The following is a 26,349-nucleotide window of genomic DNA, read 5'->3' as shown; positions in this document are numbered from 1 at the left end:
TGCCGGAGCGGCCTCGGCGCCGGATCAGCGCAGGTCGTCGCTGCGCCGGATCACGCAGACGCGATCGTTGCACATGCCCCGCTGCGGTGACTCCAGGTCCGAATCGACTGCCGGACTGGCGCCCGTGTTCCCGCTCGGAGCGGTCGCTCCGGTCAGTCGTGGGTCTTCGTCGCCCACATCCGAACTTGACGTATAGCCGATATCGTCTGCAGTAGTACTGATGCCCTGTCCGACCACGCCGGCACCGGTCGGCGAGCTGGTGGCGGTAGTGGAAGGGTAATCGGTGCCTGCACGCTTTGCGGACATGCCGATACCGTGGCCGCCATCGATATCGGTCGGGGCAGGGCTGCTGTCGCGGCCGGTGGCGCCGGCCTCGCGCTCGGCAGCTGTCTCGCGGCCAACCACGGCAGTGGTGCCGGTCGCCCCGACGGTGCTGGCCCCGGGCCTGTCGAAGTGCTTGTCGAGGTGGCTGTCGCCGCCGGTCGCACCGGCATAGGGGCTGGTGGCATGCTGGAGGCCTGCCGTGCCGGCGCCGCCGTCGTCTATGGAGATGGCTCCGTTGTACTCCAGCGCATCGCGCACCTTCGCCAGGTCATTCTCGTTGTCCACATCCACTGCAATCACCGTCGAGCCCCTGCGCACGGCTTCAGGATAGGCCTGGGCATGGTGGCGGTTGGTGTCGTCGGTATCTTTGCCGAACAGCGACTGGAAGAATTCCCCCGTCCTCGATTCGTGATGGTCGCGGACGAGCGTGTCGCCGCTGGCCGAGTAGGGAGAGCCATAACCATGGATCTCGGCGCTGTCGGCACCGACCGAGTGAACCTGTTCCCGCGGAATGCCCCGCGCCATCAGGTCGCCTCGGGTGCGGTTGGCATCCAGAGTGGTTTTGAATGCTGCTACCAGAGTGTGTCTCATGATTCACCTCGCGCTTGCGTGGAAGGCTGGGTACGCAGAACGCTGCTTCTCTCCCGGACAGCTCTGGCGAAGGAATGGCATGCAGATGAAAAGATGCCAGTGGTGCAGACGACCAAGGCAGCATTAAAGCCAGGCCCTGACGGCCGTTTCGCCCTTTTCTGATTTCGCCACTTGCGATGCAGCGCCCATGTTCATTCGGGTCGGCAAGCGTCAGGTAAGTTCCGACCGCTGGATCAGCGGTCGGCTGAAACTGGCCCCATTGCTGCAGCCTCGCGAGGACAGGAATCACGCTGACCATGGCCGGAAACCTTCCCCAGTGGGTGACGCATGAGAGGTCGGATCGCGTGGCGCTGGAGTGATTCGTTCGTGTCGATGCCCGGGCCAGGAGCCTAGGGTCTGTTGCCGTTTCGTCGCGAGCCGCGTTGCAGCGGCAAATGGCGCCAGGTCGGGCGGCGTTCCGCAGGCTCCGGCGCGGCCGCGAACGAAATGGCAACAGACCCTAGTCCAGTTCCGGCTCGCGGATCAGCACATAGCCGCCTGCCTGGTCGCCGTCGAGGCGGTCGTAGACGTAGTACATGGCGATCTTGGCGTCGGTGCCGACCACCGCGGCATAGTCGCCCGGTTCAGCGGTGAAGTGGCCAGGGGATCCGGGTTCCGCCTCGCCTTCGATGAAGGCGGTGAGAAAGTCATCGTCGGCGTTTCCATCGAAGTACTCCTCGCGGGTGCTGGCATCCCAGTCGGCGGGGGGCTGGAAGGGGCCGGTGAACAACAGCCGGCCATCGCCGAGGTCACGTTCCTCCTCTCCGTCGCGTTCATCCGGGCGGTAGAGGGTACAGTCGAGGGCATCGGGGTGGCTGAGAACGGCGCGGCGGGCCTGGGCGATGGGGCTGGGCATGAGGGCTCCACGAAAAGGGGGGCCTGCAGTGTGGCCCAGCCGGCGCCAGTGGGCAAAGGCTGCCGTGTCAATCGTCGCGGGTCAGTACTTCGAGCAGTTCGATTTCAAAGATGAGATTGGAATGCGGCAAGATGCGCTCGCCGATCTGCCGCTCACCATAGGACAGATGCGCAGGAACCTTGAGCTTGCGCTTGCCGCCGTCCGTCCCATGGTATTGGCTTGGGTGCAGTTCGTCGGTACGCTGCCGGCCGTCGCGCTTTCGACCTGTGGCTTTCGCCGGTGCGGCCGATAGCCAGAAGAACCCGCAGTCAGGACCCTCCACGTGCAGTCAGTAGAGTTACAGCAGGACCCCTTCGTCATCGGCCTCAAGGAGCGCCTGCCGGAGGATCTCCAGAATTCCTTTACCCCCGAGCAGTTGGCGGCGCTGAAAGTGGCCTTTGGCGCGCGCAGTTGGGGCAGGCACAAGGTGGACCTGCGCGGCACGCTGCGGTTCGGACGCTGGCGCTATTACTTCGTGTTTCTCGCCGGGCGCAACCGCCGCGACCTGAGCCGGCTGGAGCGGGATCTGTCGCGCGGCGCCAAGGCCATGATGCTCTCGCTGGTGCTGCTCGGCCTGCTGCTGGCGGGTCTTGGCTTGCTCTACCTGATCAAGTCGGCGCTGGGCATCGACATTTTTCCCGGCTTCTCCCTGGGCATCTGGGACTGGTTCCGCAGCGCCTAGGTCAGGATGACCCCGGCGGAATCTGATCCCGGGTGCGATCCTTCACCCGCTCGCGCTCTTCCAGACGGGAATGGGCGGGAACGTCCTGCTGCTCGTCTTTCTTGTCATCGTCGCTCATGGCTGTTGCTCCGCTGGGTTGGAGGTAACTGAGGCACCATCGTGCGACCGCCAGTTCCTCGCAACTGACGGGACGCGACTACACTCAGGAGGTAGCAGGTTGCCGAACGGCGGGAGCTCCTATGAGCGCGACGCGCAAAGTGCTTCTGATCACGGGCGCCAGCCGGGGGATCGGCGCGGCCACGGCGCGGCTCGCCGCCGAGCGGGGCTACCGGGTCTGTATCAACTACCTGAGTGACGACGAGGCGGCCGAGGCACTGCGCGACGAGATCAACGCGGCGGGCGGGGAGGCGCTGACCTTCCGCGCCGATGTCTCCCAGGAGCCACAGGTGCTGGCGCTGTTCGGGTTCGTCGATCGCCGGCTCGGCCTGCTCGACGCCCTGGTCAACAACGCCGGCATCCTCGAACGGCAGATGCGCCTGGAGCAGATGTCCGTTGAGCGCATCGAGCGCGTGCTGACCACCAACGTACTGGGCAGCTTTCTCTGCGCACGGGAGGCGGTGCGGAGGATGTCTACGCGGCTGGGTGGGCGGGGTGGCGCCATCGTCAACCTGTCGTCGATGGCCGCGCGCCTCGGGGCGCCCCATGAATACATCGACTATGCCGCTTCCAAGGGCGCCATCGAAAGCCTGACCCTCGGGCTTGCCCGCGAGGTGGCCGCCGAGGGAATCAGGGTCAACGCGGTGCGGCCGGGGCTGATCGAGACCGATATCCATGCGCGCGGCGGCGAGCCGGGGCGGGTAGCACGCTTGCGAACCAGCGTGCCCATGCAGCGGGGCGGGGCGCCCGAGGAGGTGGCCAGGGCGATCCTCTGGCTGCTCTCGGACGAGGCCTCCTACGCCACGGCGACCTTCATCGACCTGGCCGGCGGGCGCTGAACTGGCCTAGCGCCAGACGCCGTTCTGCTGCTCGCAGGCGTTCTGTACCGCGGCCAACTGGTCCGCGTCCTGGTTGTAGTAGTGGCCCGAAAGCGGCTGACCGAGCAAACCTTCGCAACGACCCAGGGCGCCACTGGGGCAGGCGGCGAGAAAGGTCATCTCCGGCGCGCTGTCGCCCATCTGCGCGCCCATTTCCTGGAGCTCATTACACATCTGGGTGAACTGCTCTGCGGGAACGCCTTCGTTCTGCAGGCAGTCGCGGATCTCGATGGTCTGCCCGCCGAAAGTGGCGCTGCCCTCGAGCAGGCAGGCGTTATCGGCGGCGAGGGTCGTCCCGCTCAACAGCAGCGATCCGAGGGCGGCCAGGCTGGCCAGTTGTATTCTGTTCATTGTGACTCCGCTGTGATCGGTGTGTCCTTGGAATGTCAGGGACCCCATCGGTTCGCTTGTTCTGCCAGGATCGGCGATAAACGGGCATCCGATCCCCCGAGTGGGGTAGGCTGCGCCTTTGCGCCCGTGATGCCGCCATGAACAAAGCCGAACTCGTCCGCCTGATCCTCAGCACCCTCGAGACCGACCGGGACGTCGCCCGGCAAGCCTTGCAGCAGGCCCACGAAGCGGCCACCCACAGCGAAAGCAAGGCCGAGAACAAATACGACACCCGCGGTCTGGAAGCGGCCTATCTGGCGGACGGGCAGCGTCGCCGGTTGCATGAGATCGAACTGGCGCTGGCTGCCTTTCGACTGCTTTCAACCGCTCCCAGCGAGGGTGGAATCCGGGTCGGCGCACTGGTCGCCCTGGCCCGGGAGGAGGCCGAACGCTGGGTATTTCTCGGTCCAGACGGGGCGGGACTGAAGGTCTCGCATCGGGGCCGCGAAGTGCTGGTCATCTCGCCGCGCTCTCCCCTGGGCCAGGCCTTGCTGAAACAGCAGGCTGGCGACGAGGTGGAGATCAGGGTCAACGGACAGCCGCAGCACTACGAGGTGCTGGCGGTGTACTGATCGGCCTTGTCGCTTGTGGCCTGGGCGCGGCCGGCTAGACTCGTCGAGGAACATCTGTGCCCGGGGCCGGTCGATGACCCTGCCGCTGGCATGGACACCAGGCCGGGCCGCGGGCAAGCTCGACCGGCCGCGCCGGGCGGCTGGCGCTTGCGTCATTACCATCATCATCCCATTCAGGAGGCCAGCCCATGCGCGTGGCGGTATTCAGCACCAAGGGTTACGACCGAACCTTTCTTGACCGTGCCAACGAGGCGCATCAGCACGAGCTGGTCTACTTCGACGCCCGGCTGACCGCCGAGACGGCACCGCTGGCCCAGGACTTCCCGGCCGTCTGCGCCTTCGTCAACGACCGTCTCGACCATGAGGTGCTGCAGATCCTGCACCAGGGCGGAACGCGGATGATCGCGCTGCGTTCGGCAGGCTTCAACCACGTCGACCTGCCCGAGGCCGAAGCGCTGGGGATGACCGTCGGCCGAGTGCCGGCCTACTCGCCGCATGCGGTGGCCGAGCACGCGGTGGCGCTGGTACTGAGCCTCAACCGGATGACCTTCCGCGCCTACAACCGCGTCCGGGAGGGAAATTTCTCCCTGGACGGCCTGATCGGCTTCGACCTGCACGGCAAGACCGTGGGCGTCATCGGCACCGGCAAGATCGGCCTGATCTTCGCCGAGATCATGCACGGCTTCGGCTGCCGCATTCTCGCCAGCGACCCGCATCCGAGCGCCGATGCCAAGGACTTCGTCGAGTACGTGCCGCTGGAACGGCTTTACGCGGAGTCCGATATCATCTCCCTGCACTGCCCGCTGACCCCGGAGACCGACCACCTGATCGACGATCAGGCCATCGCCCAGATGAAGGACGGGGTGATGCTGATCAACACCGGGCGCGGCCGAGTGGTCGACACCAGGGCGGTGATCGAGGGGCTCAAGCGCGGCAAGATCGGCCACCTCGGGCTCGATGTGTACGAGGAGGAGGAAAAGCTGTTCTTCCAGGATCTGTCGCAGCGGGTGATCAACGACGACCTGTTCATGCGCCTGATCACTTTTCACAATGTCCTCATCACCGGGCACCAGGCGTTCTTCACCGCCGAGGCGCTGACCAATATCGCCGAGACCACCCTGACCAACATCACGGCCTACGAGGGAGGTGAGGGGACCCTGCACCAGGTCACCGTGCAGCACATGGCCTGACCCATGCCGATCGCATTGCTCGCGGGACTGGCCGCGCTGCCCATCCTGGCCATTCTGGTGCTCATGGTGGGGTTCCGCTGGTCGGCGGCCCGCTCTGGCGCCATCGGCCTGCTCATGACCCTGGCGATTGCCTGGTTCGCCTTCGGTTACGGCACCCGGGTGCTGCCCGAACTGGGCGTCGCGGTGGCCACCGGCGGGGCCCTGGCCGAGGCGCTGTTCCTGGCGCTGACCATTCTCTGGATCATCTTTCCGGCGCTCTGCATCCATGAGCTGCAGACCCGCACCGGAGCCATCGAGGTGCTGCGCCAGGCCATGGGGCAGCTGTCGGAAGACCCGCGCATCGTCGCGCTGCTGATCGCCTGGTTCTTTGTGCTGTTCATCGAGGGTGCCGCCGGTTTCGGCACCTCGGTGGCACTGGCCGCGCCCTTTCTCGTCAGCGCCGGGTTCAACCGGGTCGAGGCGGTCAGCATCGCCCTGGTGGGCCACGCAGTCGGGGTGTCCTTTGGCGCGGTGGGTACGCCTATCCTGCCACAGATGGCGGTCACGCCCTTTACCGGACTGGAGCTGGCGGCGGTGACCGCCAATTACCACGTGCTGCTGGGCTGGATCATGCCGCTGGTGGTGATGCTGCTGGTCAGCCGCGCCTTTCCCGGCGGCAAGCCGATCGGCCTGACGCAATGGGGCTGGCCGATCTTTGCGGCGGCCGCTTTCCTGCTGCCGTTCTACCTGCTCGCCACCTTCATCGGTCCCGAGCTGCCGACCCTGGCGGGTGCGCTGCTGGGCGCCCTGGCGTTCGTGGTGGGGCTGGTCATGGTACGTCGGCGCGAGCGCCAGAGAGGTGCCGGAGCAGCTACGCCAGGTGGCGCGGCACTCCTGCGTGCGGCGGCGCCCTACTTGGCATTGGTGGCGCTGGTGCTGATCACCCGGCTCATTCCCCCGCTGCGCGAGCTGCTTCAGGGGGTCACGCTAAGCTGGAGCTACGCGGCCTTCAGCGGCAGCATGGCGGTGCTCTATCACCCCGGGACGCTGCTGCTGCTCAGCTTCTTCGCCGGAGCCTTGATTCAGCGCGCGTCCCCCGAGGCGTTGAAGGAGGCGGTCGGCGCGGTGCTGGGCCGCCTGCTGCCAGTGACCCTGGCGCTGCTGGCCATGCTCTCGCTGTCACGGGCGATGGTCCATGCGGGCATGATCGATACCCTGGCGCTGGCCGCCGCCGGTGCCACTGGAGGTTACTGGCCGCTGTTCGCGCCTTTCGTGGGCACCTTGGGCACCTTCGTGACCGGCTCGGCGACGGCGTCGAACATCCTCTTCACCGACTTCCAGCAGGCGACTGCCGAGCGCCTGGGAATGGCACCGCTGCCGCTGCTTGGCGCCCAGGGTTTCGGCGCGGCGGTGGGCAACATCATCTGCCCGCACAACATCGTCGCCGCCAGCGCCACGGTTAACCTGGTGGGCAAGGAGGGCGAGGTCTTGCGGCGAACACTCTGGGTGGCGCTGCTCTACGCCTTCCTCGGAGGTCTGCTGGCGCTGCTGGTCTTCGTCTGAGCGCCACTGCGCGGGCCGGAAGCCTTGCGCGGGCCGGCCTTGCGCTTTTTCTTCCACGGCGGGGCGCCGGGCGGGCCGCCGATGTCCAGGCGCAGGCCGGCGCAGCGCTCGACCTGCTTGCTCATCCAGGCCGACTGCTTGGCGACAAACTCCTCGAGGCTCATCTCGCCGCTCTGCACCATGTCCAGCGCCTGTTCCCAGATGGCCGTGGTGCCTGGGTCGGCGATGGCGCGGGGGACTGCGTCGATCAGGCTGAAGGCGGCCGGGGTGGCGGCCAGGGCCTTGCCCTGCCTGGTCAGGTAGCCGCGGTCGAGCAAGCCCTGGATGATCCCCGCGCGGGTCGCCTCGGTGCCGATGCCGGTGGTGTCCTTGAGCTTCTGCTTGAGCCGAGGATCTTCCACCAGGCGGGCGACGTTCTTCATGGCCTTGATCAGCTCGCCTTCGGTGAAGGGCTTGGGCGGTTGCGTCAACAGGTCCTTGAGCTTCACTTCGAGGACGCCGCAGTCCTGGCCCTGCTGGAGGGCAGGTAGCGCCTGCACAGGCGGGGCTTCCTTGCCCTTGGCCGGCGCCAGGGCTTCGGGCAGGGCGCGTTTCCAGCCCGGCTCGACGATGCATTTGCCCACCGCCCGCAAGCGATGACCTGCGCAGTCCAGGTCGGCCTGGGTACGATCGTACTCGTGGTTGGGCAGGAACTGCGCCAGGTAGCGTGCGCGGATCAGGCTGTAGACCGCGCGAGGCTTGCCGCTCAGGCGCTCGAAGGCGGCCGCCGCGGCGGTGGGGATGATGCCGTGGTGGGCGCCGACCCTGGCATCGTTCCAGGCGCGTGAGCGCCGCGCGGTGTCCAGATGCGGCAGCAACGGCGCCAGTCCGGAGTCCGCACGCGCGAGCGCGGAGACGATGACGGCCGCCTCAGCATGCTGACTGAGCGGCAGGAAGCCGCAATCGCTGCGCGGGTAGGTGATGAGCTTGTGGGTTTCATAGAGCGCCTGGGCGATGTCCAGGGTTTCCTGGGCGCCAAGGCCGAGTTTTTTCGAGCAGACTTCCTGCAGGGTGCCGAGGTCGAAAGGCAGCGGTGCTGCTTCGCGGATGCGTTCGGTTTTCAGCCTGCCCACACGGGCGCTGGCGGCCTGCCCCAGGGCGTCGGCGGCGGCCTGTGCGTAGGGCTGATCCAGGCAGCGACCCGCGTCATCGCAGCGCGACTCGTCGGCCCGCCACTGGGCGCTGAAGACGGCGCCCTCGGCCTGCAGGGTGACATCGATGGCCCAGAAGGCGACCGGGACGAAGTCGGCGATGCTGCGATCACGGTCGACCACCAGGCGCAGGGTCGGGGTCTGCACCCGGCCCACCGGCAACACGCCCTGGTAACCCGACTGGCGTCCGAGCAGGGTGAACAGTCGGCTCATGTTCATGCCGATCAACCAGTCGGCGCGCGAGCGGCCCAGCGCGGCATGGTAGAGGTTGAAGGTGTCCGCGCCGGGCTTGAGCGCCGCCAGTGCCTTGCGGATCGAGGCGTCGTCCAGTGCGGACAGCCAGAGACGCTGGATCGGACCTCGATAGCGGCAATGCTCCAGCAGTTCACGGGCGATCATTTCGCCTTCGCGGTCGGCGTCGGTGGCGATCACCAGTTCGCGGGCTTCACCCAGGAGCCGCTTGACCGCCTTGTACTGACTGGCCGTCTTCGGCTTGACCAGGAGCTTCCAGCGTTCGGGCACGATGGGCAGGTCAGCCAGCACCCAGCGCTTATAGCGCGGGTCGTAGGCGTCCGGTGGCGCGGTTTCCAGCAGGTGGCCGATGCACCAGGTGACCGTTACTCCCTGGCCGACCCAGCAGCCCTCGCCACGCCGGTTGGCGCCGATAACCCGGGCGATATCCTTGGCCTGGGAGGGTTTTTCACAGAGATAGAGTTGCATGGGCGCTGCCACCAGAAGCGATGGCGCCAGCATGCGCAGCGGCAACGCCGGATGCAACGATAATCTGTATATCCATCCAGCTTTGTGGCTCAGCTGGCGGGAGGCGGCGTTGCATCGTCACGCATGGCTGCCTCTCTGGCGCGCAGTGCACGGGCCAGATCGGCTGAAAAAAGACGGGCGGCGGACCAGCGCAGGTGGATGGCGTCGACGAAAGCCGCTGCCGGCATGCCATGGTCGCGGTCAGCGTTCCAGTAATGCGCGTCGGTGCCTGCCAGGCTTTGCGCTAGCTGCCGGTCGAAGCGGTCGAGCAGCTGGCGCTGCGGGTCGTGGCGGGCCTTCCAGTCCGGGTGCAGCGGGGTGGATACGAGCGTAAAGCCGATGCCCTGGTGGTGCAGGCGCTCGGCAAGCGCCCGCAGGGCATCGAAGCAGACCGGGTCCAGAGGCTCCGGCCGTCCATAGAGCAGGCCGCGGCTGTTGGGGGTGTCCAGCGGCCCGTCACCGAAGCGGTCGAATACCAGGGGGTCCCATTCGTTGCGGGCGGTGCGCTGGTCCTGGATACCCAGGGCATTGCGTACCAGTGAGACGGGAGCGAAGTAGCGCAGGTAATAGGGCCAGGATGAAGCCTCGCCGTAGACGTAGCGGTCGGCATCGTCGCGGTCGAAGACCGCCTCGCGGACACGCCAGCAGCCGGTGAAATCCTGCGGATCGGCGATCATTACCACCTGGCGGATGCCCGGCTCGCGATCGAGCAACCAGTGCGCGGCGTAAGCCGACTGGTTGGCATGCAGGCCGCAGAAGGCGCCGTTGAGCGGGCGGGTGCCTGGTGAGGCTTCGACCACTGCGGCACCGTCGAAATGGCGCCAGGCCACCGAGGAGCCGATCACCAGCAGGTCCGGGTCATCGAGCCGGTGGCTGCGCAGGAACCCGAGTTTCTCGTCGACGCAAAGGCTGTTGGAAAAGGCCGGGGGCGGCAGATGGTCGGTCCGCTCCAGAGTCAGCAGGACGCCGGCGAACAACACCAGAGCCCCAAGCAGCCCGCCCGCCATCGCCAGCAGATAATGCCCGCCGATCCGGCTCGACGAGGTGCCCTCGTCGGGTGAGGAAGTCCGCTCCACAACGCTCATGGTTCAGCGTACCTTGAGCTTGGCGGTGATCACCTGGACGAAATGGCCGACGTTTTTCAGTGACTCCAGCTCCGCCGTGCGGAACTTGGTACCGAAGCGCTGCTCGGCGGCGACGATCAAGAGTACGTGGGTCTGGCTGTCCCAGCCGTCGATATCGTCGGCGGTGGTCTCGGCGTTGAGCACGATGTCGTCATCATCGAAGACGTCGTGAAAGACCTGGGTCAGAGCGTCGTAGATTTCCTGTTCAGTCATGGGTCACTACCTGAATGAAGGGGTGAGAGGAGGGTATTGCACCGAGTGTGTAGCGCCAGAAGGTGGCCTCCGGTTCGGCGGCCTCGGGCGTCCCACGCTGGTCGAAACCGAGCCGGGGATAATGCTCGGCGACCATGGCATTGCGAGGAGTGGGACGGTACTCGCCTACCAGGGCCTTCCAGCCGGCCTTCGCGGCGGCTTCGGCAAGCACGGCGAGCAGCGCCTGCTCGACCTGCCGGCCAAGCACCCGGCAACTCATCAGCCAGCTGTCGATGAGCAATTCGTCTGCATCCAGGGCCGCATCCGGTCGGGCCAGGACGACACAGATCAGACCGTTGTCGCCGAACCTGTCGGCCAGCCGCACGGCCAGCCCGAGCGCGCCTGGCGTCGAGGCGAGCCGCTCGACCTCGGCTTCGCTGTAGCGCCGCGTGGTGAGGTTGAACTGGTTGGTCTTGTTGATCAGCTGGGTGGCCCGGCTCAGTTCGGTCGGGCCGATCCGGGTGACGCTCATCACCATCTCCAGGCTGCGCAGGTAGCCGTCCATGTCGGTGGCCTGACCCAGCGCTGCCTTGCGCTCGGCGTTGAGCAGGTAGTTGCGGCTGCGGCTGGCATCGTCAGCGGTGAAGGACAGCGTCTCGAAGTAGCCTGCGGCGGCGATTCGTGCCGGGTAGTCGGCGACGTCCTCGGGTAGCTCCGGCACGGCCACTTCCGGCAATTCACGACGGACGATTTCCCGCTCGGCAGGGTTGTCGTCGACGAACACCAGGCTGTCCAGGCCGATGTCCAGGGAGGCGGCGATGCGTCGGAGGTTGCCCGCCTTGTCTTCCCAGTTGGCCACGAACGCGGCGATGTCGCCTCGCTTGAGCAGCATTTCCGGGTGCCCAAACGCGGCCTCCGCCACCTTGATGTCGTTCTTGCTGCAGACCGCGAGAATGATGCCGCGCCGGGACAGCAGCGTTGCATAGCGCTGTAGGGCGAGAAAGGCTTCGCCGGTTGGGCTGCCCTGACCCAGCTGGATACCCTCCAGGCCATCATCGCCGACCACACCCCCCCAGAGGGTGTTATCCAGATCCAGTACCAGACATTTGCGCGACCGGCCGAGGCCCGCGGCGAGGATGCGGGCCACCTGATCGCCATAGAGCGGTGCCAGTGTCGGGCTCACCAACTGCTTGGCCTGATGCCAGCGCACCGGATCTGCCAGGCCCGCGCCATACAGGCCCTGCGCCGCCTGCCAGGCGAGATCCATCAGAAGTACGCCTTCCTCGCGCGCGGCATTGCGGATCGCGCTATTGAGCTGGTCGATCAGGTGAAACGGGGCGGCCGGCAGCAGGCCTTCGAAGCTGCCGAACAACGGCGGATCGGCCGGTACCAGGGTCTGCTGAATGACCTGTGCGGCGAAACGCTCGCGCGCGCGCGCCCACAGCAGTCGCAGTTCGTCGACCCGCGCGCGGACCGCGGCGTCCACCTGGGCTTGCGTCGCCTCCAGCGGCAACTGCAGCGGCGCCTCTGTGGCATCGAGAGCCAGCAGCACCACCTGCGGGGCGAAATCGCTCAGTACAGGATCATTCCCCAGCAAGGCCTGGCGGTACTGTCCATAGGGCGCCGCATGCAGCGAGAGCGCCAGGCCGCGCTGCAGCCCGGCGACGCGGATCGCTGGCAGCAGGTGGTCGACCGTGTGCGAAGCGAGCAGGGCGACGCGCAAGCTGGCGAAGCCCGCTGGCGCATCGGCCAGCCCGTCGCTGGCGAGGCGGTCCAGGCGTCCGGTCTGGATGAAGTCCCGGCGATACCCCGCCAGCGAAGCCGCCAGTGCCAGCCGGGCACAGGCCCCCGTTTCGCGCTTGGCTGCACCGATGGCGGCGCTCAGGTCCGGGTGAGGCGGTAGCCAGAGAAGCTGGTCCATCAGAATGCTCCCTTGTCGGTAGGTCAGAACTGGAAATAGAGGAACTCGGTAGGAGCGACCGAGAAGGCCAGAGCCAGGGCGAAGAAGCCGAGCACGCCCACGACTGCACCGAGCGCCGGTGTCGGGCGCCAGTGGAGTGCAGGCAGGCGCTGCAGCCAGTGCGGACGCGGGCGTGCATGGAGCGCGGTGTCGTAGGCTTTCATCCACTGTTGCAGGTTGGGCAGGGTCCAGACGAATGCCAGCAGCAGGGCGATCATCAGGAAGCTGCTCCCATCGGCGCGGGTCAGGTCGGCTGGATCCGGGCTGAGGCCGAGCATGCCGGAGAGAATGGCCAGCGCTGCCGGCACGTCGGCCGCTCGGAAGAACACCATGGCCACTACCACGCAACCGAAGGTCAGCAGCACGGCGAGGGTGCGATGCAGTGGATGCTCGCTATCGAGCTTCCAGCCCCGCCGGGCCTTGTAGGCACGCCAGCCATGGGCAACCACCAGATAGAAACCATGCAGGAGGCCGAACACCACGAACTGCCATCCCGCGCCATGCCAGACCCCGGAAATGAACATGGTCAGCACTGTGGGATAGGCGACCAGGGCAAAAAAGGCCCCTGGCGTCATCTTGCCGCGTCGTGGCTGGGGTTTTCCCGCTGCCAGCCGCGCCCGGGTAACGCGCAGCATTACCGGGTTGTAAATGTAGGCCGTGAGGAAACGGGTCAGCGTCATGTGCCAGCGCGACCAGTACTCGATCACATTCCTCGCCTTGAAGGGGCTGTCGAAGTTGGTCGGCAGCCGGACGCCGAACAGCAGGCCGAGGCCGATGGCCATGTCGCTGTAGCCGGAGAAATCGAAATAGATCTGCAGTGTGTAGGTGAGCGCGGCGATCCAGGCGTCATAGAGGGAGGGGATCGAGCCCGCCGCTGCCACGGCGAATACGGGTGAGGCGGTCTCGCCGAGCGGGTCGGCGATCACCACCTTCTTGAACAGGCCCAGCACAAAGATGGTGGCGCCGATGGACAGGGCGCCCAGCCGTGGGCGAAAGGTGGTGCGTTCGCGAAACTGCGCCAGCATCTCGCCGTGGTGGGTGATAGGCCCGGCGATCAGTTGCGGGAAGAAGGTGATGAACAGGCAATAGTGGACGAAATCGTGCTCCTGCACCTCGCCGTCCCTGGCGTCCACCAGATAGGCGATCTGCTGGAAGGTAAAGAAGGAAATGGCCAGCGGGAGCAGAATATCCTCGACCTGCCAGTTCAGGGCGAACGCCTGATCGAGGCTGCCCAGCAGAAAGCCGGTGTACTTGTAGTAGCCGAGCAGCCCGAGATTGGCCGCCACCCCAAGGGTCAGCGCCAGGCGCGACGGGTGGCGGATCAGGTAGCCGCCTAGCAGGAAGTTGAGGGTCACGCTGCCCACCAGCAGGGGCACATACAAGGGGTTCCACCAACCGTAGAACACCAGCGAGGCGAGGGTCAGCCAGATCGCCGCGAAGCGCGGCCGGCCGTTGCTGGTCAGGAAATAGAACCCGGCTAGCACCACCGGCAGGAAGCCGAGGATGAAGGTGAGCGAGTTGAAGAGCACGGCGGCGATTCCTTGTACTGCATACCCATGGCTGACGGCGCCCGCGTGGCCACGTGCGCGCGTCTCTGATGCTCAGGTATGGACGTGCTATGTAACAGAAAGTTGCAGAATTTCTGGCCCTGTCTAGCCTGTGGCGTAACCCGCTCGGTCACCCGCTCGTCAGCGCCGGACATCCTCGCGGTAACTGCTGACCTGCCAGTAATCATGCAGATACAGCAGCGTCGGGCCTTTCCACCCGCGGCCGCGCAGATGCCGGGCAATGAGGATGTTCATCACGCCGTGGCCGATGAGCATCACACTGCCGTGGCGCTCGGCCAGTTCGATCAAGCGGTCGGCGGCCACCCGGGCACGCCTGTCGGAGGCCGCCACGGCCTCGGTGTGGCGGGCGAAACCGGCGAACCAGGCCAGGCGAAACAGGAAGCGCCAGAGCAGTGAGGGTGCCCTTGGCCAGGCCCAGTCGAGATAGGGCAGATGGGCCTCGGCAAACAGCTCGTCACTTTCGCAGGGGCGTTCGGAAACCAGGTACTGGCGGGACTGCACGCAGCGCGAGACGGAGCTGCTGACCACTGTGCCGCAGTGCCGTGCCTGCTCGATCAGGTCCGGCGGCAGCTCGCTTCGGGCGACCTCGGCGCGGTTGTAGTTCTCGATCCAGCCTTTCATCTCGGCCGGGGTGCACCAGCCGGGATTGCTGTGCTGGGGCCTGCCGTGGCGAACGAGAATGATCTGTCTAGGAGTGCTGATGGCCAAGTGCTCCGGTGACCAGTTGCTCGACCCTGATGGGCTCGCCGATCAGCGCAGCGCGGCCATACAGCTCGAAGCGGTGCTGCTCCGGCTGTGCTCCTCCGAAAGAGAGCGGCCCGCCTCGCCACTGCGCGAATCCTCCATGTCTGAAGCGCAGGCGGCGTCGAGGTTCCTTTTCAAGGCGGTGCGCGACCGCCGCTCGGCTCGGTCAGGGCGTCGTGGCTCCCACTACCCGATGGACGAAGTGCAGCTTGGCGACGACCGCGGCGGACAACACGAAGGGGTAGATGTCGGACTGGCCCATGCTGCGCGACAGCTCGTTGAGCATCGCCGCCAGCTCGATCCAGGCATTGACGAAGTCGAGGAACTGCTGGCCGTCCGAGTCGTCGGTCATGTGCAGCGACTCGCGGGTGAAAGGCTCGAAGTGCAGCACCCCGACGCCGGCGCGCATGCCGAAGGTCAGGGCTGTGTCGAGGGTATCCATCATGTGCAGGTAGTGCGCCCAGGTCTCGGCCCAGTCTTCCCAGGGATGCATGGTGGCGTAGGCGCTGATGTAGCGGCTGGGCCAGTCGCTCGGCGGGCCCTGCTGGTAGTGCTGCTCCAGGGACTGGCCGTAATCGGCGCGCTCGTCGCCGAAGCATTCGCGAAAGGGCTCGAGCCAGGCGCTGTCGGCGACCAGACGATCCCAGTAGTAGTGGCCGACCTCATGGCGGAAGTGGCCCAACAGGGTGCGGTAGGGCTCGTTCAGCTCGGTGCGCACCTGTTCGCGGCGGGCATCGTCTGCTTCTTCGATGTTGAGCGTGATCAGGCCGCTGGCGTGCCCGGTGACCGGTTGGTGACCAGAATAGTCCGTGCCCAGGAAGTCGAAGGCCAGGCCAGCCTCGGAATCTTCGGTGCGCGGTACCACCGGTAGCCCGAGCGCCAGCAACTGTGAAACCATGCGTCGCTTGGCGGCTTCCAGCTTGCTCCAGCGCAGCGCGTTACCGGGGACCGAGAGATCGGGGATGGTCCGGCTCAGGCGGCATGCCAGGCAGAAATGATGTTCGCTGTCGGCGGGAACGAGCCAGTTGCACATGGCAGGGGAGTCGAGGTTGGCACAGCGGCGGTAATGCGGCGATTGCGGGTCGGCGTCCAGCCGCCAGCGGTACGGCAACTCGGTGGGCGCGAGAGTCGCCACCTTTCCGTAGGCCGGCAGGTACCCCAGAGCGGACTGACAATTCAGGCAATGACTGTTGCCGAAGAAGATCGGCTGGCCGCAGGTGCATTGGTCCAGCGGTTTCTGGGCAGCGTTGCGTGCCCGACGGGAGGGGTCGGCGAGCCGGCGGCCGAGGGCAGCGAAAAAGGCATCCATTGAGCGGGCCTGCATGGAAGTAGGTGAATTCTAGAGCGGCAGGCGGTCGGCGGGTTCCTTGCCGCCCGGCGGGACAGGACCCGGGCGCCGCTGGCCGTCATGGAGTCATCGACCCGGAATGATGACATGGAGCGCAGCTCGGCGCGCTGGAACCGCGTTTGTCGTGTGTTGATCAGGTTCGCGAAAATTTTCCAGACGACTGCTCGTCTGGAAAAAAGTCGTTACGCTACAAGGCCTAACTCGCTAGAGTTAGCGCCGTTTTGGCTTTGCCACCGTCCAGATTCCGATGCCATGCCCAGCTCCCGTCCACGCTCCCGTCGCGCCAGCCTGCTATCAAGCGAAGTGCTCGACCGTTCGCGCATCCTCGACACGCTGGTCAACAATCTTGACGGCATGGTCTACCGCTGCCTGAACGACGAAAACTGGAGCATGGTCTTCGTCAGTCAGGGCTGCCAGCGACTGACAGGTTACAGCGCCGATCAGATCCTCCAGGATCCGGGATTTTCCTGGAACCGGATCACCCATCCGGAAGATCGCGGGCGTGTCTCCGAGGCGCTTGGCTGGGCCATCGCCAGTCGCCAGCGGTTCGCCGTCGAATACCGCATCATTACCGCCAGCCGGGAGGTGAAGTGGATTCTCGAGCGGGGTGTGCCAGTGCTCAACGAGCAGGGCGAACTGGTCCTCGAGGGTCTGATGGAAGACATCAGCCAGCAGAAGGCGATGGTCGAGTCGCTGGAGCAGGCCGAGGAGCGCTTCCGGCACATCTTCGAGAACGCCTCCGAAGGGATCTTCCAGTCCACCCGCGAGGGTCGTTACCTGGCCGCGAACCAGGCACTGGCCCGGCTGTATCGCTACGACAGCCCCGAACAACTGATCGACGAGCTGTCCGACCTGGACCAGCGGCTGTACGTCGACCCGGAGCGACGCAACGAATTCCTGCGGTTGATGAAAAGCAGCGGCGAGGTGCTGAACTTCGAGTCCGAGATCTTGCGTCGCGACGGCTCGCGACTGTGGATCAGCGAGAACGCCCATGAGGTGTGGGACGCGCGTGGGCGCTTCGTCTGCTACGAGGGCACGGTGCAGGACATCTCCGAGCGCAAGCATTATCAGGAGCAGCTCGAGCGCCAGGCCAACCACGACCTCTTGACCGGACTGCCCAACCGGACACTGCTTGCCGACCGCCTGGAGCAGGGACTCGCCCAGGCCACGCGGCTGGGCTACTACCTTTGCGTGGTGTTCATCGATCTGGACAACTTCAAATTCATCAACGACGGGCTTGGCCATGCCGTAGGCGACCTGTTGCTCAAGGAGGTCGCCGAGCGCCTCGGGGGCTGCCTGCGAGCCAGCGACACTGTGGCGCGGCTGGGCGGTGACGAATTCGTCCTGGTGATAAACAGCCACTATCAGGTCAGCACCGTAATTTCCCTGCTGGAACGGGTATTGCGGGAGGTCAACCGGCCGGTGCTGCTCGATGGCCGCGAGTTCCAGGTGGGCGCCAGCCTTGGCGTGGCGATGTTTCCAGACGATGGCCGCGATGCTGACAGCCTGCTCAAGCGAGCCGACATTGCCATGTACGCGGCGAAGAAGGTTGGACGAAACAATTTTCAGTTCTTCACCGAGGATCTCAACCGTATCGCCAACGACCGCTTGAACATCGAGGCTGCCATGCGCCTGGCGCTGGAGCAGGATGGCTTCGAGGTCTACTACCAGCCCAAGGTCGACGGCCAGCGACGGATCGTCGGCGTCGAGGCGCTGGCGCGCTGGTTCCACCCCGAGCTGGGCCCCGTGGGGCCGGACCGCTTCATCCCCATCGCCGAGGAAACCGGACTGATCCAGCCGCTCACGGTGGCGATCCTGCGCCGTGCCTTCGCCGCCGCGCGCTGCTGGAATCAGGACCGCGTCGAGCCGTTGCGGGTGGCGGTGAACCTCTCGCCGCTGCTGTTCATCGGCCAGGATCTGGTCCAGCGTCTCGGCGACCTGCTCGACGAGGCGCAACTGGCCGCGAACTGCGTCGAAGTGGAGATCACCGAAACGGTTTTTCTCGGCGACAAGGATCGCGCGGTCAAGGTGCTCGAGGAGTTGCGTACCCTCGGCGTGCAACTGGCGATGGACGACTTCGGCACCGGCTATTCCTCGCTGAGCTACCTGCGACATTTCCCGCTCGATGTGGTGAAGATCGATCGCTCGCTGGTCACCGATGTGGAAAGCGAGGAAGAGGTGGCGATGATCGCGGGCGCGGCGATCTCTCTCGGCAAGCGCCTGCGCAAGCGCGTGGTGGCCGAGGGGGTGGAAAATCAGGCGCAGTTCGATTTCCTGTGTGAACAAGGCTGCGACGAGTTCCAGGGGTTTCTGTTCTCGCGCCCAGTGCCGGCGGCCGCCATCGACCGAATGCTCGAGGCGGGTGGGGTATTGTCCGCTTGCGGGTGACGGGAGCAGGGCGAAGGCCGTGAACCCCTACCGCTACGCTTGATCGAACCTCCAGGGTCTGGGCAGGAGCGACGGCGTGGCGAATACCTTTACAGGCAGGATGCGCGGGATATCGGTGTTCGGCTGGCTGGTCGTCCTTTCGATCCTGATCACGGCGGGATTCTTCGCCCAGCGCGAAGCCCTCGATGTGCCGCTGTCCCAGGTCGATGGCGCTTACCAGACGGCCAGCGGTCTTTATCGCCTTGCCGCAGGAGAGCGGCCTGGTGCCGACTTCTATCCCTATCTGGGCGTTGGCCTGCTGTATTTTCTCTACCCGGTATTCAGGCTTGCCGGCGGGGACCTGGCGGCCAGCGTGTTCGCCTCGTTTTTCATGGTCTGGCTTGGCACGCTGTTTTCGATAGGGCTCGTAGCCGCATTGCTGGCGCGGGCGCACCGGCTCTGGGTCGGAGTCCTGGTGGCCGGGGGGTTTGGCTGCGTGGCCATGCTCCTGTCTGCGGATCTGCATCCGCTGATCGCCGAGCGGCTGTTTCCCGGTAACAGCCTCAGGCCGATACGTTCGCTGGTTCCCTTCATCGGCGCTGTGCTGCTCTTTGTGCTGCTGCGGTCGCGGCTGAACCTGCCGAGCAAGGCCATTGGCGCCGGAATGGTCAGCGGGTTGATGTTTCCCTGGAGCAATGATTACGGCGTGCCGGCGGCGGCCATGCTCGGCCTGTTCGCCATGGCCTGGGTAGCCTGGCAGGAGCGCGCGATAGGCTGGCGGCCATTCGTGGTTCCGCTGGTGGGGTTGGTGACAGCCGTATTGCTGCTGGCACTGGGCACGGGCGGCAGTCCGCTGGCGATGCTCAAATACAACCTGGGCGTCAGCCATGATCAGAACTGGTACTTCGCCTGCTGGAACGAGCCGTGTCGCATCCACGGCCTTGGCGACCTCTACGGCCGGTTTCTCGGCCCGGCCATTGGCGGCTGGTTCTGGGTACTGCCAGGGCTGGCCCTGGTCGCTGCGGTGTCGCGTTCGTTCAGCCTGTGGTTGCTGACCACAATAGGCGCCACCTTGCTCCTGGGCGGGCTGATCTCGGCGGGGGCTGGTCACGTCGACTTCGGTTATGCCGCGGCATACCTGTTCTGGAGCCGGCTGGTGGTCTATCTGGCGCCCCTGGCGCTGGTGTTGTGGCTGCTGGAGCATTTTCGCCTGCGCTGGTGGCTGGTAGCGGCTCCGCTAGTGGCGCTGGTGGCCATGGCGACCAGCCTCAAGCCGGTCTGGCAGCACCAGCAAGCGCTTCAGGCACGCCAGACGCAGCCGGAACGCTTCGTCTGGTCGGAGCCGTTGGGCGCTTACCTGCCGCCGGAATGGGCGGTCTATGTGGAGCAGGGGACGGCCCTGCGGGGGCAACGGATCGTCGAGGACTACTGGGGTCTGTGGAGTGCCGCCACCGCTTCGTTCGGCGGGACGCCCACCGACGCGTTGATCCATGCGCTGGGGCCCGCCCGTGGCGAATTCGCCGAGGTCATGGCGAGCCGGCCAGAGGTGGTTGTCACCGGCGCACCGGCCTATCTGAATTTCTGGTCGGGCTGGTTGCTGAGCAGTAGCTGGTGGTTCTACGAACCCCTGTTGCGTGGCTATGAGCGAGGCTCGAGCTCACCGGGCACACAGGTCTGGGTCCCGTCCCGGGTGCGCGAATGGCAGACCATCGGCTGCCGGGTAAGCAACGGCGAGGCTCCCGAGGTGATTATCGAGACCGATCGCCTGGGGCACTACGAGGTGCGTCTGGACTACCGCGCGAGGTTCTCCCGCGGGACCCTGCTGTTGGCGCGCAACAATCTCAATTACGCCAAGGATGCCGAGGGCTACGTGTCCATCGATCCCCGGGCGGAGCAGTGGACCTATCCGGTGGCGCTGGTCAGGCCCGGTGAAAACCGCTTCGGCTTTCGCCTGACCACCCGCAACGACAGCCTCGCCGGGTTGAGGCTTCAGGGCTGTCGCGCCCGTCGCATTGAGGCTGATGCGCCACAGCTGCTGCCCCTGATCAACCCCCACCCGAACCAGGCGCCCTACGACCTGACCGACCCGCACTGGAGCAACGGCATGCATCGCTGGCTGCCCGCCCTGCTGATGGAAAACACCGCGGGAAACCGCGCACTGCTGGTTCAGGGCAAGCGCGTGCATTTCTACGACGGGTCCGTACGGCAGGTGGTGGACCAGCGCGAGAATGATAGCTTCCTGGAGATCTACCTGGACGGGCACCCGCTCCATGGCGGGCTGGGCTTCCCCCATGAGTTCGAGGTAGAAGAGCCCTGAAAGGCGGCCCCGTTGTCGGTTCAGCTGGCGCGGGCGGGGAGAGCTCTCTAAACTGCCCGGCCGTTTTTCTGGAGCCTCGGCAATGTCCACCCATCCCGCCCGCGCCCTCGGCATCGACTTTGGTACTTCCAACTCCACCGTAGGCTGGTGGCGTCCCGAGCAGAGCGCGCTGATCGCGCTGGAAGACGGCAAGATCACGCTGCCCTCGGTGGTCTTCTTCAATCTCGAAGAGCGTCGTCCAGCCTATGGGCGACAGGCTCTGGCGGAGTACCTCGAGGGCTACGACGGGCGCCTGATGCGCTCGCTGAAAAGCCTGCTGGGCTCCTCGCTGCTCAAGAGTGAAACCACCGTGCTGGGCAGCAGCCTGCCCTTCAAGCAGATCCTCGGGATGTTTCTCGGCGAGCTCAAGTCACGTGCCGAGGCCCATGCCGGGCGCGCTTTCGACGAGGTGGTGCTGGGACGGCCGGTTTTCTTCGTCGACGACGACAGTGCCGCTGACCGGGAGGCGCAGGATACGCTGGAAGCGGTGGCCCGGAGCCTCGGTTTCAGCGAGGTGTCCTTCCAGTACGAGCCGATCGCCGCGGCCTTCGACTATGAATCGACCCTGGATCGCGAGGAGCTGGTGCTGATCGTCGATATCGGCGGGGGCACCTCGGATTTTTCGCTGGTGCGTCTTTCGCCCGAGCGACGTCAGTTGGCCGACCGCCAGACCGACATCCTCGCCACCGGCGGCGTACACGTGGGCGGTACCGACTTCGACAAGCAGCTCAGTCTGCAGGGGGTGATGCCACAGTTCGGTTATGGCAGCCAGATGAAGAGCGGAGCGCCGATGCCCACCAGCACGCACCTGAACCTGGCGACCTGGCACACCATCAACGCGGTCTACGCCCCGGCCTCGCAGCGGGCGCTCAAGAGCATGCGCTACGACATCGAGGATCCCAGCGGCATCGACCGCCTGTTTCGCCTGATTGACCAGCGCGCCGGCCACTGGCTGGCCATGGAGGTGGAGCAGAGCAAGATCGCCCTCACCAGGGAGCCGGCGCGCCTGGTGGACCTGCAGCGGATCGAAGCCGGGCTCGCTGTCGAGCTGGATCGGAGTCTGTTCGAGGCGGCCATCAAGGGTCCGCTGGAGCGCGTAAGCCAGAGCATTGGCCGGCTGCTGCAGGACGCTGGAGTCCGTGCCGATGGGGTCGACACCGTCTTCTTCACCGGCGGCTCCAGTGGCATTCCGGCGCTTCGTCAGCGGGTCGCCGCGATGCTGCCGGGGGCCCGGTCAGTGGAGGGCAATACCTTCGGCAGCATCGGCAGCGGCCTGGCCATCGAGGCGCTCAAGCGTTACGGCTGAGCGGTTTCCGCTTCAGCGGTAGCGATCGAGAATCGCCTCGAACTCGCCCGCCAGGCGCATCTGCACCAGCGCCCGCAGTATTGCCATGGTGGGTACCTCCGGGTCGTCGCGAACCAGGCACGCGACCCAATCGGTGTCCAATTCAGCGACTTCGTAGAGGCGTGGCCCCTGGCCGCGATTGGACCAGTTCAGCGTAAGCTCGTTGCTTACCGCATAGTCCAGGCGCCCGGCCCGCAGCATCGCGAGTACCTGCTCCTGGGTGCGCGCGTCCTCGCGGATCAGCGTGCCGCTATCGAAAAGCGGCTGCAGACTGGTGTAGACGAAGCCGAGCACCGTGCCGATGCGCTGCCCCGACAGCTGCTCCGGCTCGACCGGTAGCGTGGCCGGGGCGCGCGCCACCAGCACGTCGCGCTGGATCATGAACGGCATGCTCCAGATGTAGCGATGATGGGACTCGGTGAGCCAGGCCGGACTGACGTAGCAGCGTACATCGATTTCGCCGCGCTCCACTGCCTGCTGCAGGCGCTGCCTCGGCATCGTCAGCAATTCCACCTCGCGCCCGACCTTTTCCCCGATTCGCTGGTAGATGTCATGGAAAATGCCATTGATGGGTTTGCCATTCTGATATCCCAGCATCGGCATGGCCCAGCTGTCGCTCGCCGACACGCGTAGCGTTCCCTGCCCGGCAGCGGCGGGTGCGATCAGCATAAGCGTAAGGGCCAGCAGGGGAAGAGCGTTCAAGGAGGGGATTCTCGGGCGGTGTTAATGCCAGAGTCTAAGCCGTTCACACCTGTTTGCACATTGAGCCCTGCGTGTGGCGCCTTCACCGAACCTTCGGGCGCAGGGACTCTTCTAATGAAACTGATCTTAGGCAGGAGGACGACATGAACAAATTGCTGGTGGCTTGCGGGCTGGCCCTGACTACTCCCTGGACCCTGGCGTTGGCCCAGGCTCAGGAAGAGGTGGAAATAATCGCGGATATCGGTGACCTCGACCTGGGCATCGAACCCATGGGTATCCCGGTAGGCGACGCTGGCATCATCGGCACCCGGGCGGTGAAGGTGATCAACCACAGCGGGCAGATGGTCTCCTGCACCTTCGAGGTGCCACCGGAGGACCGTACCGCGGCACTGTCGCCCACCGCCTTCAGCGTCAACCCCAACGAAGAAACCATCATGCGGGTGCCAGGTGAGTACACGCCGGGGCAACCCTACGCCGTTCTGGGTTGCCGTGAGGCCGATGGGCCTACCGGCGCCGGTACGGTGGATGTCACCGCTGATGACGTCGAGGCCGAGCCCATCCCCGAATAAAAAAAACATTGTCTCGCAGCACGCGTCTAGCACGCGCGTTGCGACCTGTTCTCTGGCGCGCGTGACGGGGGTGCCAGAACTCCTGGGGAGGAGCGTCTTTCTATAACTGACGTGGGCGATGCCCACTCACTTTCCTGGAGAACGACAATGAAAAGAAAGATCCTGATGACCCTCGCCCTGGCCGGTTGCCTCCCCTGGCTGGCCAGCGCCGCCTCGGACATGGAGCTGGACAAGGAACTCGGCGGATTGGATATCGACGTGGAGACGACCGGCGTCGCGGGTGCCGCCGGGCCCGGACCGGGCACTGGTGCAGGTCCCCAGGTGCTGAGGCTCACCAATAACAGTGACGTCACCGTGACCTGCGAACTCGAGCCGGGCGCGACCGAAACCCTGATGGACGACAGCATGCCTGTGTCCATCGAGCCGGGTGAGAGCGCAACCATGCGCATGAGCAGGGGTTACAGCAGCGCCACCAGCCGCGCCACGCTGCGTTGCAATCCTCAGGACTGACCTCAGCAGGCGGCAGGCCAGCCGGCCCGGTCGGATGACCTGCCTTTTCCCGTAGCTACCTTGCCCTGCGCCCCCTGACTGCGGGAATCAGCTCGGGCAAGCGAAACGAAACGATTTTTTCGTGCAAGGACTGAGGCGGTTTCGCTGCGTTGCTAATAGAATGCTCACAGGCCCCGTCATCTCTTCATCTAGAGCCTCTACCCATGTTCGCACGGAAGATTCTGCCCCTTTGCAGCCTGCTGCTCGCCTGCGCTGCGGTCATGCCTGTTCCTGTTACCCACGCCGCTGCCGCCGCTCCGGTCGCCGCATCCCAGGCCCGCCTCGAACTCGCCTCAACCAGTGCACTGGTGGTCGATCTGAGCAATGGCGGGGAAATCTATTCCAGCCTGCCTGATGTGGTGGTGCCCATCGCCTCCATCACCAAGCTGATGACCGCCATCGTGGTACTCGATGCGCGCCAGCCGATGGACGAGCTGCTCACCGTGACCATCCGCGACACCCATGAGTTGAAGAATGTCTTCTCCCGGGTACGTGTCGACAGCCAGCTGAGCCGCCGCGAGCTGCTACGCCTGGCCCTGATGTCTTCGGAGAACCGCACGGCCTCGGCGCTCGCCCACCACTACCCGGGCGGGCATGCGGCCTTTGTCGCGGCAATGAACGCCAAGGCCCGTGAGCTGGGCATGACCCGCACCCGCTTCGCCGAACCCACCGGCCTGTCAGCCATGAACGTGTCGACCGCCCGTGAGTTGGTCACCCTGCTCAAGGCCTCGCGCGAATATCCGGCCATCCGCGAGATGAGTACCTTCCCCAACGGCGATGCCTTCTTTCGCAAGCCGAACTACGCGCTCAGCTTCTTCAATACCAACCCGCTGGTGCGCAAGGGCGACTGGAACATTCATGTGAGCAAGACCGGCTTCACCAACGCCGCCGGCCATTGCCTGGTGATGCTGGCTGACGTCAACCAGCGCCCGGTGGCCATGGTGCTGCTCGACTCCTACGGCAAGCAGTCGCGCTTCGGCGATGCAACTCGCCTGCGCAACTGGATGGAGCATGGCAGGCCGGCGGTCATTCCCGAAGTGGCACGCAACTACAAGCAGCAGAAGAGCCAGCAACTGCGCCAGCTGGCGGTGTCCAGCCTGAGCAACTGAGTGTTTCAGGCCGGTAGGTCCTGATACATCCGAACCTCGCTTCGGCCGCGCTTTTTCGCGTTGTACATGGCCTGGTCGGCGTGCTTGTAGAGTTCGCGCTCGGTGCGGCCATGCTCGGGAAACAGGGCAACGCCGATACTCGAGGAAATCTCCAGACGCTGCCCGGCCACGTCAAAGGGCTCGGTGAGAACGTCGTGCAGCTTGGCCGCGACATCCAGAGCCCCTTGTCTATCGAGGACCGGACTCAGCAGTACCAGAAACTCGTCCCCGCCAACCCGCGCCAGAGTGTCTTCGGCACGCAGGCAGGCGCGCAGCCGGCTGGCCACGGCCTTGAGCAGCAGATCGCCGACGTCGTGGCCGAAGGTGTCGTTGATCGGCTTGAAGCGATCGAGATCGAGAAAGAGTACGGCCAGGCGTGTCTGGTGTCGGGTCGCATAGGCCAGGGCCTGGCGCAGGCGATCGCTGTACAGCGCGCGGTTGGGCAGGTCGGTCAGCCCGTCGTGGCGGGCCATGTGATAGATGCGCGCCTCGGCCTCGCGCCGCGCGGTGACATCGCGGGACACACCGATCAGCCCGATGAACACGCCATGGTGACTGCGCATCTGGCTGACCGTGGCTTCGGTCCAGACATGGCTGCCGTCGCGGCGGGTCAGGGCCAGCTCGCCCCGGAAGTCCTCGATGCCTTCGTCTTGCTGCAGTGCGGTCTGGAAGCGCTGCAGGTAATGACGCAGCTGCCTTGCCGAGTCGGCGTTCATGGACTGCTCCAGGCTCTGCTGCATGGCCTCCTCCGGGCAGAAGCCGCGTAGACGTTCCACCGAGGGGCTGATGTAGGTGAGGTTGCCCATCAGATCGATGGTCCAGATCACGTCGGTGGCGTTGTCTGCCAGCAGCCGGTGGCGCTCCTCGCTTGCACGCATGTCACGTTCGGCAAGCTGACTGGCCCGCAGCGCCCGGCACAACCGCCGGTTGCGCCAGCCGAGGTAGATCAGGGCGACCCAGGCCAGCAGCGAGAGCATCAATCCGTAGCTCAGCCACTTAGGAACCTCCGGGGGCTCGCCCAGCGTACCGGCGAGCGCCACGCCTCCGGCCAGCGAGATGACCACGGAGATGAGGACGAAGGTTGAAAGAGGTGACGGCCAGTGCAAGAGCATTTCTCCATCCTTGTGTTGGAAAAAAGCAATCGGCTCGCCTGTAGTCTAGATCGGTTG

At 65.5% G+C, this 26,349-nt stretch carries 23 protein-coding genes and 1 pseudogene; 11 read left to right on the top strand and 13 right to left on the bottom strand.

What is annotated here, in order from left to right; all coding sequences use genetic code 11:
- Positions 1-24: 24 nt before the first annotated feature.
- From ACFOMF_RS15960 to ACFOMF_RS15950, 3 genes and pseudogenes are all read right to left on the bottom strand, one after another.
- Positions 25-915 (bottom strand): hypothetical protein, encoded by an 891-nt coding sequence (locus ACFOMF_RS15960; protein WP_386366673.1) that lies wholly within the window; start codon positions 913-915, stop codon positions 25-27.
- A gap of 499 nt (positions 916-1,414) precedes the next feature.
- Positions 1,415-1,810 (bottom strand): hypothetical protein, encoded by a 396-nt coding sequence (locus ACFOMF_RS15955; RefSeq protein ID WP_386366671.1) that lies wholly within the window; start codon positions 1,808-1,810, stop codon positions 1,415-1,417.
- A 67-nt stretch (positions 1,811-1,877) separates the two neighbouring features.
- Positions 1,878-2,009, bottom strand: a pseudogene (locus ACFOMF_RS15950) (FKBP-type peptidyl-prolyl cis-trans isomerase); the annotation flags it as partial.
- Between the two features lie 123 nt (positions 2,010-2,132).
- On the opposite strand from ACFOMF_RS15950, the gene ACFOMF_RS15945 reads away from it, so the two are divergent.
- Together ACFOMF_RS15945 and ACFOMF_RS15940 are read left to right on the top strand one after the other, a co-directional pair.
- On the top strand, positions 2,133-2,531 hold the full coding sequence (locus ACFOMF_RS15945) for a 3-phosphoshikimate 1-carboxyvinyltransferase (protein ID WP_386366669.1): 399 nt from the start codon (positions 2,133-2,135) through the stop codon (positions 2,529-2,531).
- 239 nt (positions 2,532-2,770) lie between these two features.
- Positions 2,771-3,526 carry an SDR family oxidoreductase gene (locus ACFOMF_RS15940; protein ID WP_386366667.1) on the top strand — a complete coding sequence of 252 codons (756 nt, stop codon included), beginning with the start codon at positions 2,771-2,773 and terminating at the stop codon, positions 3,524-3,526.
- A gap of 6 nt (positions 3,527-3,532) precedes the next feature.
- On the opposite strand, the gene ACFOMF_RS15935 is transcribed toward ACFOMF_RS15940, so the two are convergent.
- On the bottom strand, positions 3,533-3,916 hold the full coding sequence (locus tag ACFOMF_RS15935; RefSeq protein WP_386366665.1) for a hypothetical protein: 384 nt from the start codon (positions 3,914-3,916) through the stop codon (positions 3,533-3,535).
- Positions 3,917-4,053: 137 nt separating this feature from the next.
- On the opposite strand from ACFOMF_RS15935, the gene ACFOMF_RS15930 reads away from it, so the two are divergent.
- The 3 genes from ACFOMF_RS15930 (at position 4,054) to ACFOMF_RS15920 (ending at position 7,259) form a co-directional block, all read left to right on the top strand.
- On the top strand, positions 4,054-4,527 hold the full coding sequence (locus tag ACFOMF_RS15930; RefSeq protein ID WP_386366663.1) for a GreA/GreB family elongation factor: 474 nt from the start codon (positions 4,054-4,056) through the stop codon (positions 4,525-4,527).
- Between the two features lie 188 nt (positions 4,528-4,715).
- Positions 4,716-5,717, top strand: coding sequence for a 2-hydroxyacid dehydrogenase (locus ACFOMF_RS15925; RefSeq protein ID WP_386366661.1), 1,002 nt, complete (start codon positions 4,716-4,718; stop codon positions 5,715-5,717).
- A 3-nt stretch (positions 5,718-5,720) separates the two neighbouring features.
- Entirely contained in the window at positions 5,721-7,259 is a 1,539-nt protein-coding gene (locus ACFOMF_RS15920; protein WP_386366659.1) for an L-lactate permease, read from the top strand.
- Here ACFOMF_RS15920 and ACFOMF_RS15915 read toward each other — a convergent pair.
- From ACFOMF_RS15915 to ACFOMF_RS15885, 7 genes are all read right to left on the bottom strand, one after another.
- Positions 7,214-9,169 carry a DNA topoisomerase III gene (locus tag ACFOMF_RS15915; RefSeq protein WP_386366657.1) on the bottom strand — a complete coding sequence of 652 codons (1,956 nt, stop codon included), beginning with the start codon at positions 9,167-9,169 and terminating at the stop codon, positions 7,214-7,216. The genes ACFOMF_RS15920 and ACFOMF_RS15915 overlap by 46 nt on opposite strands.
- Before the next feature lie 89 nt (positions 9,170-9,258).
- Positions 9,259-10,293: a hypothetical protein gene (locus ACFOMF_RS15910; RefSeq protein ID WP_386366655.1), complete on the bottom strand. Its 1,035-nt coding sequence runs from the start codon at positions 10,291-10,293 to the stop codon at positions 9,259-9,261.
- A 3-nt stretch (positions 10,294-10,296) separates the two neighbouring features.
- Complete coding sequence (locus ACFOMF_RS15905) at positions 10,297-10,545, bottom strand: acyl carrier protein (protein ID WP_386366653.1); 249 nt, start codon at positions 10,543-10,545, stop codon at positions 10,297-10,299.
- Positions 10,538-12,445: an HAD-IIIC family phosphatase gene (locus ACFOMF_RS15900; RefSeq protein ID WP_386366651.1), complete on the bottom strand. Its 1,908-nt coding sequence runs from the start codon at positions 12,443-12,445 to the stop codon at positions 10,538-10,540. Before ACFOMF_RS15900 ends, ACFOMF_RS15905 begins: the two co-directional genes overlap by 8 nt.
- 23 nt (positions 12,446-12,468) lie before the next feature.
- Positions 12,469-14,013 carry an MBOAT family O-acyltransferase gene (locus ACFOMF_RS15895; protein ID WP_386366649.1) on the bottom strand — a complete coding sequence of 515 codons (1,545 nt, stop codon included), beginning with the start codon at positions 14,011-14,013 and terminating at the stop codon, positions 12,469-12,471.
- A 159-nt stretch (positions 14,014-14,172) separates the two neighbouring features.
- Entirely contained in the window at positions 14,173-14,760 is a 588-nt protein-coding gene (locus ACFOMF_RS15890) for a fructose-2,6-bisphosphatase (protein ID WP_386366647.1), read from the bottom strand.
- A gap of 202 nt (positions 14,761-14,962) precedes the next feature.
- Positions 14,963-16,105 carry a zinc-binding metallopeptidase family protein gene (locus ACFOMF_RS15885; RefSeq protein WP_386366645.1) on the bottom strand — a complete coding sequence of 381 codons (1,143 nt, stop codon included), beginning with the start codon at positions 16,103-16,105 and terminating at the stop codon, positions 14,963-14,965.
- Positions 16,106-16,396: 291 nt separating this feature from the next.
- Here ACFOMF_RS15885 and ACFOMF_RS15880 point away from each other — a divergent pair, with 291 nt between their 5' ends.
- From ACFOMF_RS15880 to ACFOMF_RS15870, 3 genes are all read left to right on the top strand, one after another.
- The gene (locus ACFOMF_RS15880) at positions 16,397-18,532 is read left to right on the top strand and encodes a putative bifunctional diguanylate cyclase/phosphodiesterase (protein WP_386366643.1); all 2,136 of its coding nucleotides are present in this window, start codon (positions 16,397-16,399) and stop codon (positions 18,530-18,532) included.
- A 76-nt stretch (positions 18,533-18,608) separates the two neighbouring features.
- Positions 18,609-20,828 (top strand): hypothetical protein, encoded by a 2,220-nt coding sequence (locus ACFOMF_RS15875; protein WP_386366641.1) that lies wholly within the window; start codon positions 18,609-18,611, stop codon positions 20,826-20,828.
- Positions 20,829-20,910: 82 nt separating this feature from the next.
- Entirely contained in the window at positions 20,911-22,173 is a 1,263-nt protein-coding gene (locus tag ACFOMF_RS15870; RefSeq protein ID WP_386366639.1) for an Hsp70 family protein, read from the top strand.
- A 12-nt stretch (positions 22,174-22,185) separates the two neighbouring features.
- On the opposite strand, the gene ACFOMF_RS15865 is transcribed toward ACFOMF_RS15870, so the two are convergent.
- Positions 22,186-22,914 (bottom strand): substrate-binding periplasmic protein, encoded by a 729-nt coding sequence (locus ACFOMF_RS15865; protein ID WP_386366636.1) that lies wholly within the window; start codon positions 22,912-22,914, stop codon positions 22,186-22,188.
- Positions 22,915-23,057: 143 nt separating this feature from the next.
- Here ACFOMF_RS15865 and ACFOMF_RS15860 point away from each other — a divergent pair, with 143 nt between their 5' ends.
- From ACFOMF_RS15860 to pbpG, 3 genes are all read left to right on the top strand, one after another.
- Positions 23,058-23,483, top strand: coding sequence for a hypothetical protein (locus ACFOMF_RS15860; protein WP_386366634.1), 426 nt, complete (start codon positions 23,058-23,060; stop codon positions 23,481-23,483).
- Between the two features lie 147 nt (positions 23,484-23,630).
- The gene (locus tag ACFOMF_RS15855; protein ID WP_386366632.1) at positions 23,631-23,993 is read left to right on the top strand and encodes a hypothetical protein; all 363 of its coding nucleotides are present in this window, start codon (positions 23,631-23,633) and stop codon (positions 23,991-23,993) included.
- Positions 23,994-24,196: 203 nt separating this feature from the next.
- Positions 24,197-25,141: a D-alanyl-D-alanine endopeptidase gene (gene pbpG, locus ACFOMF_RS15850; protein WP_386366630.1), complete on the top strand. Its 945-nt coding sequence runs from the start codon at positions 24,197-24,199 to the stop codon at positions 25,139-25,141.
- A 5-nt stretch (positions 25,142-25,146) separates the two neighbouring features.
- On the opposite strand, the gene ACFOMF_RS15845 is transcribed toward pbpG, so the two are convergent.
- Positions 25,147-26,292, bottom strand: a complete 1,146-nt coding sequence (locus ACFOMF_RS15845; RefSeq protein ID WP_386366628.1) for a diguanylate cyclase domain-containing protein — start codon at positions 26,290-26,292, stop codon at positions 25,147-25,149.
- Positions 26,293-26,349: the final 57 nt, after the last annotated feature.

This window comes from Stutzerimonas tarimensis (assembly GCF_042648805.1).
Taxonomy (GTDB): domain Bacteria; phylum Pseudomonadota; class Gammaproteobacteria; order Pseudomonadales; family Pseudomonadaceae; genus Azomonas; species Azomonas tarimensis.
Note: the sequence above shows the minus strand (reverse complement) of the source record. Positions and strands in the feature narration are given on the sequence as shown.

Excerpts from the sequence above, each read along its gene's own strand:
- ACFOMF_RS15960 (WP_386366673.1), bottom strand. The coding sequence starts at position 915 with ATGAGACACACTCTGGTAGCAGCATTCAAAACCACTCTGGATGCCAAC.
- ACFOMF_RS15955 (WP_386366671.1), bottom strand. The coding sequence starts at position 1,810 with ATGCCCAGCCCCATCGCCCAGGCCCGCCGCGCCGTTCTCAGCCACCCC.
- ACFOMF_RS15940 (WP_386366667.1), top strand. The coding sequence starts at position 2,771 with ATGAGCGCGACGCGCAAAGTGCTTCTGATCACGGGCGCCAGCCGGGGG.
- ACFOMF_RS15935 (WP_386366665.1), bottom strand. The coding sequence starts at position 3,916 with ATGAACAGAATACAACTGGCCAGCCTGGCCGCCCTCGGATCGCTGCTG.
- ACFOMF_RS15930 (WP_386366663.1), top strand. The coding sequence starts at position 4,054 with ATGAACAAAGCCGAACTCGTCCGCCTGATCCTCAGCACCCTCGAGACC.
- ACFOMF_RS15925 (WP_386366661.1), top strand. The coding sequence starts at position 4,716 with ATGCGCGTGGCGGTATTCAGCACCAAGGGTTACGACCGAACCTTTCTT.
- ACFOMF_RS15920 (WP_386366659.1), top strand. The coding sequence starts at position 5,721 with ATGCCGATCGCATTGCTCGCGGGACTGGCCGCGCTGCCCATCCTGGCC.
- ACFOMF_RS15915 (WP_386366657.1), bottom strand. The coding sequence starts at position 9,169 with ATGCAACTCTATCTCTGTGAAAAACCCTCCCAGGCCAAGGATATCGCC.
- ACFOMF_RS15910 (WP_386366655.1), bottom strand. The coding sequence starts at position 10,293 with ATGAGCGTTGTGGAGCGGACTTCCTCACCCGACGAGGGCACCTCGTCG.
- ACFOMF_RS15905 (WP_386366653.1), bottom strand. The coding sequence starts at position 10,545 with ATGACTGAACAGGAAATCTACGACGCTCTGACCCAGGTCTTTCACGAC.
- ACFOMF_RS15900 (WP_386366651.1), bottom strand. The coding sequence starts at position 12,445 with ATGGACCAGCTTCTCTGGCTACCGCCTCACCCGGACCTGAGCGCCGCC.
- ACFOMF_RS15885 (WP_386366645.1), bottom strand. The coding sequence starts at position 16,105 with ATGGATGCCTTTTTCGCTGCCCTCGGCCGCCGGCTCGCCGACCCCTCC.
- ACFOMF_RS15880 (WP_386366643.1), top strand. The coding sequence starts at position 16,397 with ATGCCCAGCTCCCGTCCACGCTCCCGTCGCGCCAGCCTGCTATCAAGC.
- ACFOMF_RS15870 (WP_386366639.1), top strand. The coding sequence starts at position 20,911 with ATGTCCACCCATCCCGCCCGCGCCCTCGGCATCGACTTTGGTACTTCC.
- ACFOMF_RS15860 (WP_386366634.1), top strand. The coding sequence starts at position 23,058 with ATGAACAAATTGCTGGTGGCTTGCGGGCTGGCCCTGACTACTCCCTGG.
- ACFOMF_RS15855 (WP_386366632.1), top strand. The coding sequence starts at position 23,631 with ATGAAAAGAAAGATCCTGATGACCCTCGCCCTGGCCGGTTGCCTCCCC.
- pbpG (WP_386366630.1), top strand. The coding sequence starts at position 24,197 with ATGTTCGCACGGAAGATTCTGCCCCTTTGCAGCCTGCTGCTCGCCTGC.
- ACFOMF_RS15845 (WP_386366628.1), bottom strand. The coding sequence starts at position 26,292 with ATGCTCTTGCACTGGCCGTCACCTCTTTCAACCTTCGTCCTCATCTCC.